This window comes from Microcoleus sp. BROC3 (assembly GCF_036702515.1).
Classification (GTDB): Bacteria; Cyanobacteriota; Cyanobacteriia; order Cyanobacteriales; family Microcoleaceae; genus Microcoleus.
Map to the genome: position 1 here is coordinate 95,699 of NZ_JAUBTQ010000027.1, position 13,500 is coordinate 109,198.

Consider the following 13,500-nt stretch of genomic DNA (forward strand, 5'->3'; position numbering starts at 1 on the left):
GAATGTTGCCCTCGCCCGACAAACTGGTTGTAACCTCAAGGGTATTGTACTAACCTACGTTCAAGATCGATCGGCACAAAAAATAATATCAAATCTGGCTTAAATACCCTCTTTATTTGTTAGTTCCTCGCTCGCTCAGACGCAACTTCGTTACGTAGCAATTTCAATTTCCGAGTCTGAGCGAGGGTTTTTAACGCGGATTTGATATAATTAATTAGATTTGCCTGAGTCCTGACTTCGTTTTTGCCGTTTACCCCGGTTATAAAATCCGGTTTGTGAGGGTATTAGTCCGTAATCCTTGATTTAGTATGTAAATTCATGGACGTACAAATTACAGATTTGCGTGCTGGCGACGAGCCAAAAATTCAACAGGTAGCTAAATTAATAGTTGAAGGTTTTAAAGACCATTGGCCCGATGCTTGGCCCGATCTAAAATCTGCTTTGCAAGAAGTGCAAGAATCTTTGGGAGCAGATCGCATCAGTCGAATTGCTGTCGGCGACAGCAATCAAGTTTTGGGATGGATTGGCGGGATTAAACAGTATGACGGTAATGTTTGGGAACTGCACCCGCTGGTAGTGGGAACAGAATTTCGCAGACAAGGAATTGGTCGATCGCTCGTAGCTGATTTAGCAGCAGAAGCTAAAAACCGGGGAGGGATCGTGCTGTGGGTGGGTACCGACGACCAAGACAATCAAACAACTCTTTCAGGCATCAATCTTTATCCTAACGTTTGGGAACACATCGCCAAAATTAGAAATTTGCGCGGTCATCCCTACGAATTTTATCAAAAAATGGGTTTTGCGATCGTGGGAGTGATGCCCGACGCGAACGGAATTGGCAAGCCAGATATTTACATGGCAAAGCGGCTGTAAACTTTAATGTAGGTTCTAAATTTACTGCTCGGTGGCTTGCCAATCCAACACTTAGCAAAATTAGTTGTTGAAAGTTTCCCAGAAAATCGGTCTAGTCTGGACGTGCGAACCCCGTTCGAGGGTCGCTAATAAACAAACCCAGAACTAACGAATCCATCACCGTATCCCAGACCGGCGTCAAACGTTCAGCATCGTCAACCCAGTAATCAAAAGTAATCAAACACTGAACATTAGAACCCAATCCAATACAGATTCGCGAATAAGCTTCCCGCTGTTCTGGAGGGTCGATAAACTTAAATTCAGTCCAAACAACGCGGGCAGTTTGCCGCTTCAATTGGATAATTTCCCCAAAAGCGATCGGATTTCTGGTATCATCTTCAACCACCTTCTGTAATAGCGGCACCAGCGGAAAATCTGCCCAGTTACCAGGTGGTAGCAAATTAAACGAAACCTCCAAACGACAATCATCATCCGGCGGCTTTTTATCCGTAAACCTGAACGAATTAGTATCCGGTTCAAAATGCCAATCTTCGGGGACATCAAAGCGGACTGCACCTCTTCCTGCTACAAAAATTCGAGTTCCAGGCTTTGACTTCCAATTGTGGTCTTCTTTGAGTTCTAGAGTTTCCTTGAGCCATTCTTGCTTTTTGCGCTTAGACATAAACAGAACACCAAATTGCTGCTAATGTGTAGTTTTAGACCTTGCAAACACATTTTAACTCTATTTTGCTCGCCGTTTGCTCAAATATAAAAATCCTTACAAAAATTATGAATTCCTCTCTTCTCTATTCCTCTGTGTTCTCTGCGCCTCTGCGGTAAAAAATAATTCCTTTCACAATTTGCTAACTTTTATTTTTCACTCTTGGGAATCACATACCTAATTCCGCCTTTATTCCCAGCCGCATCGCCCTTGTAACGGGGGATAACATGAATAGCCGCGTGATTGCGACTTTGACCACCCTGTTTATTAATATTGATTCCCACATTAAAACCGTCTGGATGAAACTCTTTAATTAACATTTCTTGCACCTTATTAGCCATAAACCAACAAGCCGATTGCTCTCGAAAAGGCAGTTCAAAATAATTTGCAACGTGACGCTTGGGGATGATTAAAACATGACCTTTGCTGGCGGGATAACCGTCAAACATCGCATAAGCTGTTGCTGATTCTGTTAGCAAAATTAGGTTTTTATACGGATTGCAGAATATGCAGTTATTAGTAGAATTTCTTTGATGGTTGTAATGCACGTATTTGTAAATTTCGCAATACTCATCTAGGTGAACTGGCTTAAAGGGAAGTTTGACAATGCACTGATATGTAGGTTTTTTGTGGACATAATGTTCTCGAAAGCCTTCTTTTTTGATATCCCTTCTCACCGCAAAATACGCATTGCCTCCCGGTTTCAACAGGTGCGACACTTCCATCAGAACATTAGCTTGTTCTTCAGGAAACAAAACATTCAAAACATAAAAACAAATGATTGTGTCGAATTTATCTTCGGGGAATTCCGGGAAATAATAAGGGTCATAACCCGTAATATCGAAGCCTTTTTGCTGCAACAATCTAACATCGCTGCCCAAGCCGCACCCAAAATCTAAGACTTGGCCTTGCAGCAAGTTTTTATCCAATAAAAATCTGGCCGGGAATGACAGGGAAATTCTTTCGATTGCCGTCAGGTGGCTGAATTTATTTTGTTGCTTTTTCATGGCGGCATAAATTTGATTGAAATCGATATTCTTCAGTCCGCGCACCATCCGGACGAGAGTTTGTCTAGTACCGATTTCAAGCTCCGAATGTTATCTAAAAATTTTACCATTATTGCAGTTTGGCGATCGCCCCTTTTTCCACCAACACCTTACCAGTCACCAAATCCCGCACCGTCGCCAACAAAACCCGCCTCTCATCCACCTCAAAACTCACTGAAACCCTGTCAATTCCCAATACCCCAGGCGGGTTCAAATGCGCCACACAAACTTGCTGGTGGTGGCTGTCCAAAGAGCGAAAATCCGTCTGTTTGTTGAGCCAACTGCTCGTCATTTGCCCTTTTTCGTTAAAAATAACCTCCGCTTGCGATACCTCCGCAACTTCCCCAATATCTAACCGAATTTCCCTTTGCCCTTCAATTGCCACTTGCAGCGTCAACTCTTCGGAACTTTGACAGGGATACTTCATTTCCTTGCTAAATATCGGCGAATAAGCATAAGCTTTAGCATAAGGTTCCCAGAGGCGAATTGCATAGCTGTGGCGCAAATAATCGTCAACACTCGCCAATTGTGTCAAGGCTAAAGCACCGTGCGCCACTGCTTCAAAAGGCTTGTCTCTTTGGACTTTTTGCCGCCCAAAATACGAAACCACTAAATTAGATACAGCCGGAATTAAAGAAGTTCCTCCTACCAGCAAAACCTGTTCGATATCTGCTTTGCCGATACCTTTTCCCAGTGCAATACTCAGCACTTCATCTAAACTTTCCCGCAACTGTTCTAACAACTGCCTAGATTCCAGAATTTCCTCAAGCTTGTCTCGGTTTAGCTGCAAGTCGTAAGACATAAAATTTTCATCGTCAAACCAGCTTTCCTTCGCCTCATTAACTTGAGAAAGTTGAATTTTTAATTTTTCCGCTATTTCTAATAAGTTTTGCCAGCCAATTGGGCCGACTTCTGCGCGCGACGAACCAATTGGCCGCAAATAATCTTCGACAATCCAGATATCAATATCTTCGCCGCCTACATAAGCATCGGATTTTGCCAACACTTCGGCACGCACCCCCCCCAGCCCCCCCTTGGTAAGGGGGGGAGCGAGATTTCTCTCCCCCTGGCTAAGGGGGGAAGCGAGATTTCTCCCCCCCTTGGTAAGGGGGGGTAAGGGGGGGGTTAGAGCAGTACGCACTAAACTTAAATCTAAAGTTCCGCCGCCAAAATCAACTACTAAAACTAGAGATCCGGGGCGTTGTACTGCATATCCCAGGGCGGCGGCTGTGGATTCATCTATTACTTGAACTTCCGCAACTCCCAAACTTTCTCCTAAGTCGCGAAACCAATCTAGATATCGCTCAAATGCCCCTACGGGTACTGTAAAAATTACTTTGTCTGGCTGTATATTTTGTAAATATAATTGTTTCCAAATGGTTTTTATAAACTGTTCTGCTACTGATTCGGCTGTGTAGGTGTCGCCGTCGATATTGCGGGGCGGCGGCTGAAAGTCGGCAGCTAAATTGCGTTTAAAAGCTTTGAAAAAGCGGTCTGGCTGGGATTGCCCCAAACGCTGCGATCGCACTTTTTCTCCCAGCACCAACTCTCCGGCATTTTTCACAAAGACTAAAGTCGGCACTACAGATATTTCTCGAATATCTCCGCTCAAATTCTTCGTTTTAAAAATGCGGGACATCTCGCCCAACCGCAAAGTTTCTGGTGTTTGCGTATCTGGGTTAAGAATGCAGACAACCGTATTGCTGGTGCCGAAGTCAATGGCAACTGTAGTCATGTTGATTTATAATTTAAAATTTAATTTTTCATTCCCGCTGGAAGGGTGCGACTAACTTTAGCAGGAGTAAGAATTCGCTCTCCCTCTCGATAGCCGACAAACCGAATATAAACTAATTCTCCTTCGGTTATATCCTCAACATCCGGCTGGTGCAACTGCGGATTGTAAGCAGTTTGTTCCCACGCAGAACCAATCATTTCAAAATCCCAACTTGACAAGAGATTTTCTAAGGGAGTAAACAAAGCTGAGAGATTTTTGGCGGGCATCTCCGGCTTTGCTTCTGCCATTTTGCGGGCGGCGGGATAGTTGGTTAACAAAGTTTGCAACTGTTCAAATGTAGCGCGGCGAAAATCGGCAGTTAGTTGAGTTTTTTGCTGCTGCAATTCCGATCGCAGCCGGAAACACTGCTGCCTTAATTCTTCAATTTCGGTGGGATTAGTTGTGATTGTAGCCGATATTGGCAGCGCGATCAAAGTGCGATCGAACTCTTGAAAATTCAAATTCAGCACTTTTGCCAGTCGCCTCAGTTGGTCTAGCTTGAGGTTTCCCACGTCTCCCTGCCGCACTAAACGCACCGCGTAGCGACTTAAGCCTGCTTTTTCGCCTAAATCTTGCCAATCGAGAATGTCTAGCTGATTCATGCGTTCCCGCAGAATTGTATCGTACTTAAACTCGATCGCATCTCCCGCCTCAGATGCAGCATAAAGGTAGACTAAAATTAGAAAAATGCCCCCGACAGCCAGCGCGAAGCTGAAGGCAGGCACTGTTGTTACATCAACTGTTGCACCGAGGATCTCAAACATCTTTAACTCTTCTAAACTTGTTTTAAAGTCTGCGTTTGTTCAACGCTCAAATTTTCTTCGCCTTGGTAGTATTCTGGCAACAAGTCTTGAGATTCTACTTTTCCGAGGGCTTTTTCAATTCCGGCGGTGGTTTCGGTGCAGCTAGAACCGGTGGCGTTGAGGACGGTTTCGGTAATTTTGCCGTCTTTCCCGATGCGGTATTCTATTTGGCGGTATTCTGCCATAATTCTTCCTCTTGGTTGAATGCTTGACTGTTGACTGTTGACTGTTGAGTTATATTATAGATTCTATTTACCAATTATTCTAATGAATTTTTGTAGCGACAATGCAACCGGGGTTTCGCCGGAAATTATGGCAGCGATTGCAGCGGCTAATTGCGGTGCTGTGATGTCTTACGGAGATGATGAATATACGCAGCGTTTGCAAGTTAAATTTTCGGATTTGTTCGAGACATCGGTGAGTGTTTTTCCAGTAGCAACAGGTTCTGCTGCTAATGCTCTGGCCCTTGCGGTTATGACTCCTCCTTACGGGGCTGTTTACTGTCACGCGGCATCTCATATTAATCTAGATGAATGCGGCGCGCCGGAGTTTTTTACAGGCGGTGCAAAGTTAGTGACATTAACAGGAAATCATGGTAAAATAGACGCAGAGACTTTAGGAAAAATACTCGATCGCGCTGGTGCAGGTGTCGTCCATCACGTACAGCCCGCAGCCGTCAGCATCACTCAAGCAACGGAAGCCGGAACCGTCTACAATCCAGCGGAAATTTCCCAGATTTCAGAAGTAGTTCGCGATCGCAATTTGCACCTGCACATGGATGGAGCTCGCTTTGCAAATGCTGTCGCCAGTCTTGGCTGTTCTCCTGCGGATCTTACTTGGCGCACTGGTGTCGATATTCTCTCGTTTGGAGCGACAAAAAACGGCGCGATGGCTGCGGAAGCTGTGGTTTTTTTTAATCCAGAATTGGCAAAGACTTTTCCTTTTTACCGCAAGCGCAGCGGCCATCTTTTCTCGAAAATGCGGTTTTTGTCGGCGCAGTTGGAAGCGTATATAACGGATGATTTGTGGCTGAAAAATGCAGCTCATGCAAATAATATGGCAGCAAAATTAGCCGAAGGTTTGGCGGGAGTTGAGGGAGCGAAGTTTTGCCATCGGGTTGAAGCTAACGAGATTTTTATTCAACTTCCCGACTCGGTAATTACAGCGGTTTTAGCTGAGGGCTTTCTGTTTTATCGCTGGGATGAATGTACTCTTAGACTGGTAACGGCTTTTAATACTTTGGAAGCGGATGTTATTGCTTTCGTGGAAGCAGTTAAACGACATCAGTAATTATTTCGTAAGGGCGGGTTTTACGAATAATATCTGACGAGTACCAACAATCTAGATCAACCCGTTCCCCACAACAGACAACCCGCATCAACATTAAATTTGGATCGAATGCGGAAAATGTACATTGTGATTTTTCGTTTGATGGGGCGGGTTTGAGAGATTGTTGGTTATTTACAATAATTGTGCGTGAAACCCGCGCCTACAATTTAATAGGTTGAGGAATAGGTTGTGCAACTGCGGCTAGTTCTGGTTCAGCTTCTTCGAGGTGTGCTTCTAAAAGCGCTAGATTCCTCATGTTTGATTTATAAAAAGCATCGAAGATATCTCCGACTAAAGGTACCGATCCCACAACGGCTTCTAGACCGATATTGTAAATCATTTTGCCTAGAGTCTTTTGGGGGATGTTGAATCGAGTTGCTAAATAAATTAGGTAGGCGGAAAACGCGGTATCTACGATATCCCCAGCACCCGGAACTAAACCGATAATGGGATCTAAACCAATGCGAAATTTAGTGCCGGGGATGCCAATGGCGGTATCCATCAGGCGGCTGAGTTTGCGGATGCGGTTGAGGGTGGCGAGACGCTCTATGTTGTTCATATTATTATTGTTGAACTAGGTTGAAAATTTGAAATCTGTCGGAAGACGGAAAAAACCATCTAGAAACCGCTCATTTTCCATCTTCGCTAATATGCTGAATTCCCCATTCGTGCATGGCATTAATAATCGGTTTGAGACTTTCGCCCAAAGGCGTTAGCGAATATTCAACTTTTGGCGGCACTTGCAGGTAAATTTCCCGGTGCACGATCGCGTCTGATTCCATTTCGCGCAGTTGCTGCGTCAGCATCTTCTGAGTAATGCCGTTGACAGCTCGTTGCAGCTCGTTAAAACGCTTCACTCCTTGAAACAACTCCCGCAGAATCAAGACCTTCCAGCGCCCGCCAATCACGTCTAGAGTGCGTTCTACAGGGCAATTTGCGCGATCGAGGTTTACTTCTTGGACTTGCATAGTATCTTTTTGGTAACTACGGCACTTTTAAGTGCGTACTATCCATAATAGCTTGACTCGGTTTAAAATAAAAACATCAAAGAAACACCCGATAAATTTCACTGAGGATTCAGAAAATGATTACCGTCAGAAAAAGTGAAGCAAGAGGACACGCTAATCACGGTTGGCTGGACAGTTACCACACATTTTCTTTTGCCGGCTATTACGATCCAAATTATATGAATTTTCGCTCTTTGCGGGTAATTAATGAGGATTTCGTTAGCCCCGGCAGAGGTTTCGGCACTCACGGACACAGCGACATGGAAATCATTACTTATGTATTAGAAGGAGCATTAGAACACAAGGATAGTTTGGGTACCGGTGCAGTAATTAAACCCGGTGAAGTGCAGCGGATGAGTGCAGGTACGGGTATCCAGCACAGCGAGTTCAATAACTCGAAGACAGACCCGGTTCATTTGCTGCAAATCTGGCTGTTACCCGATACAAAAGGCTTGCAGCCGAGTTACGAACAGCGGGATTTTCCAGTGGAAGAAAGGCGGGGAAAACTGCGGTTAGTGGCGGCGCGAGATGCCAGAGATGGTGCTGTAAAAGTGCATCAAGATGTGGATTTGTATGCGGCTGTTTTGGATAAAGACTCGCGGGTTTCTCATGCTTTGCAGCCGAATCGCCATGCTTGGGTGCAAGTGGCTCGCGGCTCGGTTTTGCTCAACGGTTTGACTTTGGAAAATGGCGACGCTGCGGCGGTTAGCGGCGAGTCTGAATTGGCGATTGAGGCTACGGCAGATGCTGAATTTTTGCTGTTTGATTTAGCATAATATTGAATGCAAAATCCCCGAATTTTCCAAGAAGTCGGGGATTTAATTCGCTGGTATCTGACAGCTCAAAAGGATTTCAATAATTAACAGAAATATTCTTTTTAGGTCGTCCGCCTTTCTTGCCATTTTTCCGTGCTGCTGCCGATTTAGAGCTTGAAGTTGCCTGTCCTCCCTTCCTTCCTAATTCAGCCATCCAAGATTTTGTCCCAAAAATACCTGCGATAAGTTCGGGAATGCCAAAATCAACATCTAAGCTTTCCCAGTGCACGCTGCTACCGGAAGGCGGTAGCCAAACATCAGCAAGTTGTTCTGGTGAAGCATCTTCTAAGCCTTGTGCTAGCTTTGGAGGAAAACAAAAAATAGCGCCGTTTTTCAGTTTGATAACTATTAAATCTTCCGACTGGTTATACTGCACGGATTCGGCACGCGACTCTGTAGCCTCAGCGTTTTTCCATGCTTGCTTGGCTTGGGCTATTTGATATCGGAGATTTTCCTCAGTTAATTCTTTGTCCCAGTTTCTAAATACCATATATTTCTTGCCATCGGTTTTGTTAAGTTTGGATGCTTGATTATTGCTGCATGGGATTGTCTTAAGCGGACTGTGAAGAAAATTATACTTAATCCTGGGTTACTACTTAGGAAATAAGTAAATAGGAGGAAGACAGTAAATTTTATTTGTGGTATTTTTGCTAAGGTTAAGTGTTTAGGATAAATTTTTATGCAAGAAAACCCGATCGCCAGAAAGCATCTTATTTGGAGCCTCATCACTGGTTTAGCAGTTGGCGCGATCGCGGGCGCACCTATCGGCTGGATGGCTAATGGGTATTATTCCGAGCAGCGTTTGGCTCAAATTCTGATTTGCCGAGAAAAGAATAGAGATCAGCCAGTTGCGATTGTTGAGGCTAGGTGCGGTTCCCGATTCTAAATTTTTCTGCTAGCCAGAGGGCTGTGTCACATATTGTGAGGCTTGTGCGAATGTCGAAAGTTCGATCGTCGCGCAGGCGTTTTGGCGTTGTTAACCGTCAATCGATTTTAGATTTTAGATTTTAGATTTTAGATTGAAGCATTGGCTCCACGGATAAATTCGGGGGCTCCTTTATCGGATACAGGTTTTTTATTTCTGGACGGATGAATCCGGGGGCTTGTATCCTGGATGCTTTCGGTCAATATGCCACAAACCGGAAAAGTTATCCGTCAGTTGATATATGGGTATGTTAAATTTACACAATAATGAATTACAGCAGAACTATTCCGGCTATTTTGAGTGCTACGATCGCTCTGAGTTCGATCGCCCTCATCCCAATCACATCACCTCAAATTGCCCTCGCATTAACCGCCGACAAAGTTAAAACCGTTGCCCAACAAATTACGGTTCGCATCCAGGGGCCAAAAGGCGGTTCTGGAGTAATTTTAGAGAAACAAGGCAGCACATACTATATTCTCACAAACTGGCACGTTGTCGATAAAGCCGGCGATTACGAGGTCGTAACTCCCGACGGCAAAGCTCACTCTGTATCATACAGCCTCGTGCGGCGAGTGCCGGGGATGGATTTAGCCGTCGTACCCTTCAGCAGCACTCAAAGCTACCCCCTGGCTCAATTAGCCAATTCCGCAGCAACTAAGGGAAACAAGGCTTATGTGGCCGGCTGGCCGATATCCGGCGGTTCCCTGAGACAGCCGATTTTCATCGCCACGGAAGGTCAGCTTACCGGCCGCCAAACTCCCTGGAACGGGTATACTTTGGTCTACAACAACTTAGTGAGAGCAGGCATGAGTGGGGGGCCGGTGCTCGACGATGCGGGGCGAGTTGTCGCAATTAACGGCATTGTCAGGTTAGAGGACAATTCCGATAAAATCGTGGCTGCGGGAATAGAAATTAATACTTTCATGAAATGGCGATCGACTATTTCCCTGCCAGTAGTTCCCCAATCTCCTACTGCCGGAAACCCGAAAACTCCGGCGAATAATGCCCCCCGCCGGCCCGCAAGTGCGATCGCCTTTGCTGCCACAAATACCCTCAAAGGGCCTTCGGAAGTTGTCAGTTCCCTTGCCCTAGCTTCAGCTTATTTTACTACAGGAAATAGCAACGGCACTATCTCAGTTTGGAATTTTCCCAGCGGGCAATTAAAAACTACCCTGCAAGGTCACACGGAAGCAGTAAACGCATTGGCCGCGAGTGCGGATGGCAAGGTGTTAGCTAGCGGCAGCGACGACAAAACTGTGAAAATTTGGAATTTAGAAACTGGCGCGGTTGTACGCACTTTGAGCGGGCATTCCAATGCTGTTTCGACCGTTGCCGTTAGTGCCGACGGTCAATTTGTAGCCAGTGGCAGTTGGGACAAAACGATTAAGATTTGGAACCAGAAAACAGGAGAGTTGCTGCGGACTTTGACCGGGCATTCTGGGTTGGTGAATGCAGTTGCAATTAGTCCCGACAACAAAACTTTAGCTAGCGGCAGCAAAGATGGTTCAATTAGGTTGTGGAATTTAGCTACAGGTCAAGCAATTCGCACGATTGGCGGCAAAAACTTGGCTGTTTTGTCGCTAGCTTTTACTCCCGACGGCAAAAGTTTAGCGGCGGGAAACAGCAATGGCACTGTTGGGTTGTGGAATGCCGGAAACGGGCAGTTAATTCGGCGTTTAAGCGGGCATACTGACGGGGTTTGGTCGGTGGCATTCAGTCGGGATGGCACTACGCTGGTTACTGGGAGTTGGGATAAGAGTGTGAGACTTTGGGATGTGCGATCGGGGGAATTGAGAGGTAATTTGAGCGGTCATGCTGGCTACGTTAGCGCTGTGGCGATTAGCAGCGATGGGAAGACTATTGTTAGTGCGGGTTGGTTGGGGGAAATTAAGATTTGGAAAAGGAGTTGAGATTTTTTTGAACGAACCGCGAAGGCGCGTTAGGCGAAGCCGCGCGTAAGCGCTAGGACGCGAAGGAGGAGAAGAAAGAGGGCGGTTTACATTTGATTTAGTAAGCTGTTGGGCATCTAAATTGTATTGTTGGGCGGGCGGGACACCTCACAAGAATTTCATCAAGCTGGACTGTCAAATTTAGATGCGCCTGGGCTTATAAAAAAATTAACTCCTGAAGCTACACGACTAAATCTTCGATCGAGAATTTCAATAAGTCGCACAGGGCTTTCATCTGTGCTGGATATAGCTTGGGGACGTGTCTGTCAGTTTCCCAGTTGATGACTGTGGATTCGACCACATTACACGCTCTTGCCACTTGTATTCGAGTCAAACCTAGACTTTCACGTCTTTCTCTTAGCTTTTGCCCCAGCGTCATTATCTATCCCGTACTTAGTTCAGTTGATTATATTTATTCAGTTGACTATATGTAGTTGGTGTCATAACCTAGAGATAGACACGAAGTCTAACAAAGGTCAAAAGCCAGTCCGCGCCCTAGACAAGCATTGAACTGGCTTTGGCTCCAACACTGAATGGAGACAAACTTAATTATGCCCTACAAACAGCGCCTTAACAGGTGGTTGGTTGTTCGCTTGCTTCCCAATATGCAGCGAATCACTGTAGCCCATTTCTTCAGGCATTCCGATGCTGACGGCTATCTGCGGATTATCCGGCAGTTAATCCCCAAGGCTGAATTTGTGATTGTGTTTAATGCCGATATCAACCTAGAAACAGCCCCGCGTCTGTAGCGAAGGCAGCTAGTTGAGGGTTTGGTTACGCACGGACTCTACTGGTAGGGTGCGTCAGGTGGTAGCGATTCGATGTACATCGGCTAATCATTTCCGCGCGCCGCACCCTACTACCTAGCATTTTGTTTCAAAGTCCGATCGACCCTTATGATAGATTTGGTTCTTGCCAGACTACACTGGAAGACAAAATCAAATTAAAAATTTCGCCATAAATTCGATCGACCCGCCGATCGGGCGAGACTCTCAACTTCGTGGAACAGGCGTCCCGCCTGTGGTTGGCAAAGTAAATCTAAAATCTAAAACCTAAAATCGCGTGACTTCTGACAAATGATTGAAGTAGAACACTTAAGCAAAACTTACGGTTCGACCGCAGCGATCGCGGACGTGTCTTTTTCGGTCGAATCAGGAGAAATTCTCGGTTTTTTGGGGCCAAACGGCGCGGGCAAAACCACAACGATGCGGATTTTGTCGGGATATTTGCCGGCATCCAGCGGTACGGCCCGCATCGCCGGCATGGATGTTCACGAAGACTCGATGGCCGTCAGACAGCGCATCGGCTATCTGCCGGAAAACCCGCCACTGTATCCAGAAATGACTGTGGAAGGGTTTCTGTTTTTTGTCGCCCGGATCAAGCAAGTACCTGCGGGCGATCGCGCGCGACGAGTTACCTCCGCGATCGAACGCTGCGGCCTGGTTGATAAACGCAAAGTTTTAATCCGCAAACTTTCTAAAGGATTTCGGCAGCGCGTCGGTATCGCGCAGGCGATCGTCCACGACCCCCCGGTAATTATCTTAGACGAACCAACCGTGGGCCTCGACCCCCGACAAATCATCGAAGTCCGCAATTTAATCAAAAGTCTTGGCGGCCAACACACAATTATCCTTTCCACGCACATTCTGCCGGAAGTCAGCATGACTTGTAACCGCGTTACCATCATCAATCGCGGTAAAATCGTCGCTGCGGGTAGTCCCGAAAATTTGATGGAAGAGTTGGCCGCCGGAGAGGGCTACGAACTCGAAGTTGAAGGCGAGGGGGCTTTGGTAAACAGTCTGCTGTTGCCTTCTTTGGAAAATTTGCCGGGAGTTCGATCGGTCGAATTGATTCCAAGCAATCAATTTTTAGTGGGTCGCTACCGCCTGCGGGCATTGTGCGAATCCGACATAGAACCCGGACGAGAAATTGCTACAGCTATCGTCGCCTCTGGATTTGGACTGTGCGAAATGCGTCGCTCTCGCGCTACTCTGGAAGATGTGTTTTTAAGGCTGACAGCGGCTGAAAAGAAACCGGAAGAAAATCTGGTTCATAGCGAACCGGAGGTCGATCGAAATCTGCAAGAAGCGGCAACAACTCAAGACTCGATCGCGGATACTCATCAATCCGAATCGCAACCGATAGTCGAAAATCTGCCCGTTGTTTCAGAAACAGTAGAGTCGATCGAGCATCCTCAACCAGAACCGATAGTCGAAAATCTGCCCGTTGTTTCAGAAACAGTAGAGTCGATCGAGCATCCTCAACCAGAACCGATAGTC

Annotated in this window: 16 protein-coding genes; 7 read left to right on the plus strand and 9 right to left on the minus strand. The window is 46.1% G+C overall.

What is annotated here, in order from left to right:
* The first annotated feature begins 318 nt into the window (after positions 1-318).
* On the plus strand, positions 319-873 hold the full coding sequence (locus tag QUB30_RS18620; RefSeq protein ID WP_333336213.1) for a GNAT family N-acetyltransferase: 555 nt from the start codon (positions 319-321) through the stop codon (positions 871-873).
* 91 nt (positions 874-964) lie between these two features.
* Here the strand turns inward: QUB30_RS18620 and QUB30_RS18625 are convergent, their stop codons facing one another.
* The 5 genes from QUB30_RS18625 to QUB30_RS18645 all read right to left on the minus strand — a co-directional run bounded on the left by QUB30_RS18625 (position 965) and on the right by QUB30_RS18645 (position 5,381).
* Positions 965-1,534, minus strand: coding sequence for a hypothetical protein (locus QUB30_RS18625; RefSeq protein ID WP_333328596.1), 570 nt, complete (start codon positions 1,532-1,534; stop codon positions 965-967).
* Between the two features lie 188 nt (positions 1,535-1,722).
* Positions 1,723-2,580 (minus strand): bifunctional class I SAM-dependent methyltransferase/HIT family protein, encoded by an 858-nt coding sequence (locus QUB30_RS18630; protein ID WP_333336216.1) that lies wholly within the window; start codon positions 2,578-2,580, stop codon positions 1,723-1,725.
* Between the two features lie 109 nt (positions 2,581-2,689).
* Positions 2,690-4,354, minus strand: coding sequence for an Hsp70 family protein (locus QUB30_RS18635; protein WP_333336219.1), 1,665 nt, complete (start codon positions 4,352-4,354; stop codon positions 2,690-2,692).
* 20 nt (positions 4,355-4,374) lie between these two features.
* Positions 4,375-5,157: a helix-turn-helix domain-containing protein gene (locus QUB30_RS18640; RefSeq protein ID WP_333336222.1), complete on the minus strand. Its 783-nt coding sequence runs from the start codon at positions 5,155-5,157 to the stop codon at positions 4,375-4,377.
* Positions 5,158-5,168: 11 nt separating this feature from the next.
* Positions 5,169-5,381, minus strand: a complete 213-nt coding sequence (locus QUB30_RS18645) for a DUF2997 domain-containing protein (RefSeq protein WP_172187871.1) — start codon at positions 5,379-5,381, stop codon at positions 5,169-5,171.
* An 82-nt stretch (positions 5,382-5,463) separates the two neighbouring features.
* Between QUB30_RS18645 and QUB30_RS18650 the strand changes: the two genes are divergently transcribed.
* The gene (locus tag QUB30_RS18650; RefSeq protein ID WP_333336225.1) at positions 5,464-6,486 is read left to right on the plus strand and encodes a low specificity L-threonine aldolase; all 1,023 of its coding nucleotides are present in this window, start codon (positions 5,464-5,466) and stop codon (positions 6,484-6,486) included.
* A 199-nt stretch (positions 6,487-6,685) separates the two neighbouring features.
* On the opposite strand, the gene QUB30_RS18655 is transcribed toward QUB30_RS18650, so the two are convergent.
* Both QUB30_RS18655 and QUB30_RS18660 read right to left on the minus strand, forming a co-directional pair.
* On the minus strand, positions 6,686-7,084 hold the full coding sequence (locus QUB30_RS18655; RefSeq protein WP_333336228.1) for a DUF4112 domain-containing protein: 399 nt from the start codon (positions 7,082-7,084) through the stop codon (positions 6,686-6,688).
* Positions 7,085-7,154: 70 nt separating this feature from the next.
* On the minus strand, positions 7,155-7,493 hold the full coding sequence (locus QUB30_RS18660; protein WP_333336231.1) for a helix-turn-helix domain-containing protein: 339 nt from the start codon (positions 7,491-7,493) through the stop codon (positions 7,155-7,157).
* A gap of 116 nt (positions 7,494-7,609) precedes the next feature.
* Here QUB30_RS18660 and QUB30_RS18665 point away from each other — a divergent pair, with 116 nt between their 5' ends.
* Positions 7,610-8,308: a pirin family protein gene (locus tag QUB30_RS18665; RefSeq protein ID WP_333336234.1), complete on the plus strand. Its 699-nt coding sequence runs from the start codon at positions 7,610-7,612 to the stop codon at positions 8,306-8,308.
* Between the two features lie 76 nt (positions 8,309-8,384).
* Here the strand turns inward: QUB30_RS18665 and QUB30_RS18670 are convergent, their stop codons facing one another.
* A complete protein-coding gene (locus QUB30_RS18670; RefSeq protein ID WP_333336237.1) occupies positions 8,385-8,837 on the minus strand; it encodes a DUF2442 domain-containing protein in 453 nt (150 codons plus the stop codon).
* A gap of 189 nt (positions 8,838-9,026) precedes the next feature.
* Here QUB30_RS18670 and QUB30_RS18675 point away from each other — a divergent pair, with 189 nt between their 5' ends.
* Both QUB30_RS18675 and QUB30_RS18680 read left to right on the plus strand, forming a co-directional pair.
* Positions 9,027-9,233 carry a hypothetical protein gene (locus QUB30_RS18675; RefSeq protein WP_333164430.1) on the plus strand — a complete coding sequence of 69 codons (207 nt, stop codon included), beginning with the start codon at positions 9,027-9,029 and terminating at the stop codon, positions 9,231-9,233.
* A gap of 305 nt (positions 9,234-9,538) precedes the next feature.
* Positions 9,539-11,182 carry a WD40 domain-containing protein gene (locus tag QUB30_RS18680; RefSeq protein ID WP_333336241.1) on the plus strand — a complete coding sequence of 548 codons (1,644 nt, stop codon included), beginning with the start codon at positions 9,539-9,541 and terminating at the stop codon, positions 11,180-11,182.
* 220 nt (positions 11,183-11,402) lie between these two features.
* On the opposite strand, the gene QUB30_RS18685 is transcribed toward QUB30_RS18680, so the two are convergent.
* Positions 11,403-11,600: a helix-turn-helix transcriptional regulator gene (locus QUB30_RS18685; RefSeq protein ID WP_332970604.1), complete on the minus strand. Its 198-nt coding sequence runs from the start codon at positions 11,598-11,600 to the stop codon at positions 11,403-11,405.
* Positions 11,601-11,772: 172 nt separating this feature from the next.
* On the opposite strand from QUB30_RS18685, the gene QUB30_RS18690 reads away from it, so the two are divergent.
* Together QUB30_RS18690 and QUB30_RS18695 are read left to right on the plus strand one after the other, a co-directional pair.
* A complete protein-coding gene (locus tag QUB30_RS18690; RefSeq protein WP_333336243.1) occupies positions 11,773-11,970 on the plus strand; it encodes a hypothetical protein in 198 nt (65 codons plus the stop codon).
* 327 nt (positions 11,971-12,297) lie between these two features.
* A partial coding sequence (locus QUB30_RS18695) for an ABC transporter ATP-binding protein (protein ID WP_333336248.1) occupies positions 12,298-13,500 on the plus strand: 1,203 nt, incomplete at its 3' end.

What these genes read in the sequence shown, in the direction of transcription:
- QUB30_RS18665 (WP_333336234.1), top strand. Translation starts at nt 7,610, where the DNA reads ATGATTACCGTCAGAAAAAGTGAAGCAAGAGGACACGCTAATCACGGT.
- QUB30_RS18685 (WP_332970604.1), bottom strand. Translation starts at nt 11,600, where the DNA reads ATGACGCTGGGGCAAAAGCTAAGAGAAAGACGTGAAAGTCTAGGTTTG.
- QUB30_RS18630 (WP_333336216.1), bottom strand. Translation starts at nt 2,580, where the DNA reads ATGAAAAAGCAACAAAATAAATTCAGCCACCTGACGGCAATCGAAAGA.
- QUB30_RS18635 (WP_333336219.1), bottom strand. Translation starts at nt 4,354, where the DNA reads ATGACTACAGTTGCCATTGACTTCGGCACCAGCAATACGGTTGTCTGC.
- QUB30_RS18640 (WP_333336222.1), bottom strand. Translation starts at nt 5,157, where the DNA reads ATGTTTGAGATCCTCGGTGCAACAGTTGATGTAACAACAGTGCCTGCC.
- QUB30_RS18655 (WP_333336228.1), bottom strand. Translation starts at nt 7,084, where the DNA reads ATGAACAACATAGAGCGTCTCGCCACCCTCAACCGCATCCGCAAACTC.
- QUB30_RS18690 (WP_333336243.1), top strand. Translation starts at nt 11,773, where the DNA reads ATGCCCTACAAACAGCGCCTTAACAGGTGGTTGGTTGTTCGCTTGCTT.
- QUB30_RS18645 (WP_172187871.1), bottom strand. Translation starts at nt 5,381, where the DNA reads ATGGCAGAATACCGCCAAATAGAATACCGCATCGGGAAAGACGGCAAA.
- QUB30_RS18620 (WP_333336213.1), top strand. Translation starts at nt 319, where the DNA reads ATGGACGTACAAATTACAGATTTGCGTGCTGGCGACGAGCCAAAAATT.
- QUB30_RS18650 (WP_333336225.1), top strand. Translation starts at nt 5,464, where the DNA reads ATGAATTTTTGTAGCGACAATGCAACCGGGGTTTCGCCGGAAATTATG.
- QUB30_RS18625 (WP_333328596.1), bottom strand. Translation starts at nt 1,534, where the DNA reads ATGTCTAAGCGCAAAAAGCAAGAATGGCTCAAGGAAACTCTAGAACTC.
- QUB30_RS18680 (WP_333336241.1), top strand. Translation starts at nt 9,539, where the DNA reads ATGAATTACAGCAGAACTATTCCGGCTATTTTGAGTGCTACGATCGCT.
- QUB30_RS18675 (WP_333164430.1), top strand. Translation starts at nt 9,027, where the DNA reads ATGCAAGAAAACCCGATCGCCAGAAAGCATCTTATTTGGAGCCTCATC.
- QUB30_RS18660 (WP_333336231.1), bottom strand. Translation starts at nt 7,493, where the DNA reads ATGCAAGTCCAAGAAGTAAACCTCGATCGCGCAAATTGCCCTGTAGAA.
- QUB30_RS18670 (WP_333336237.1), bottom strand. Translation starts at nt 8,837, where the DNA reads ATGGTATTTAGAAACTGGGACAAAGAATTAACTGAGGAAAATCTCCGA.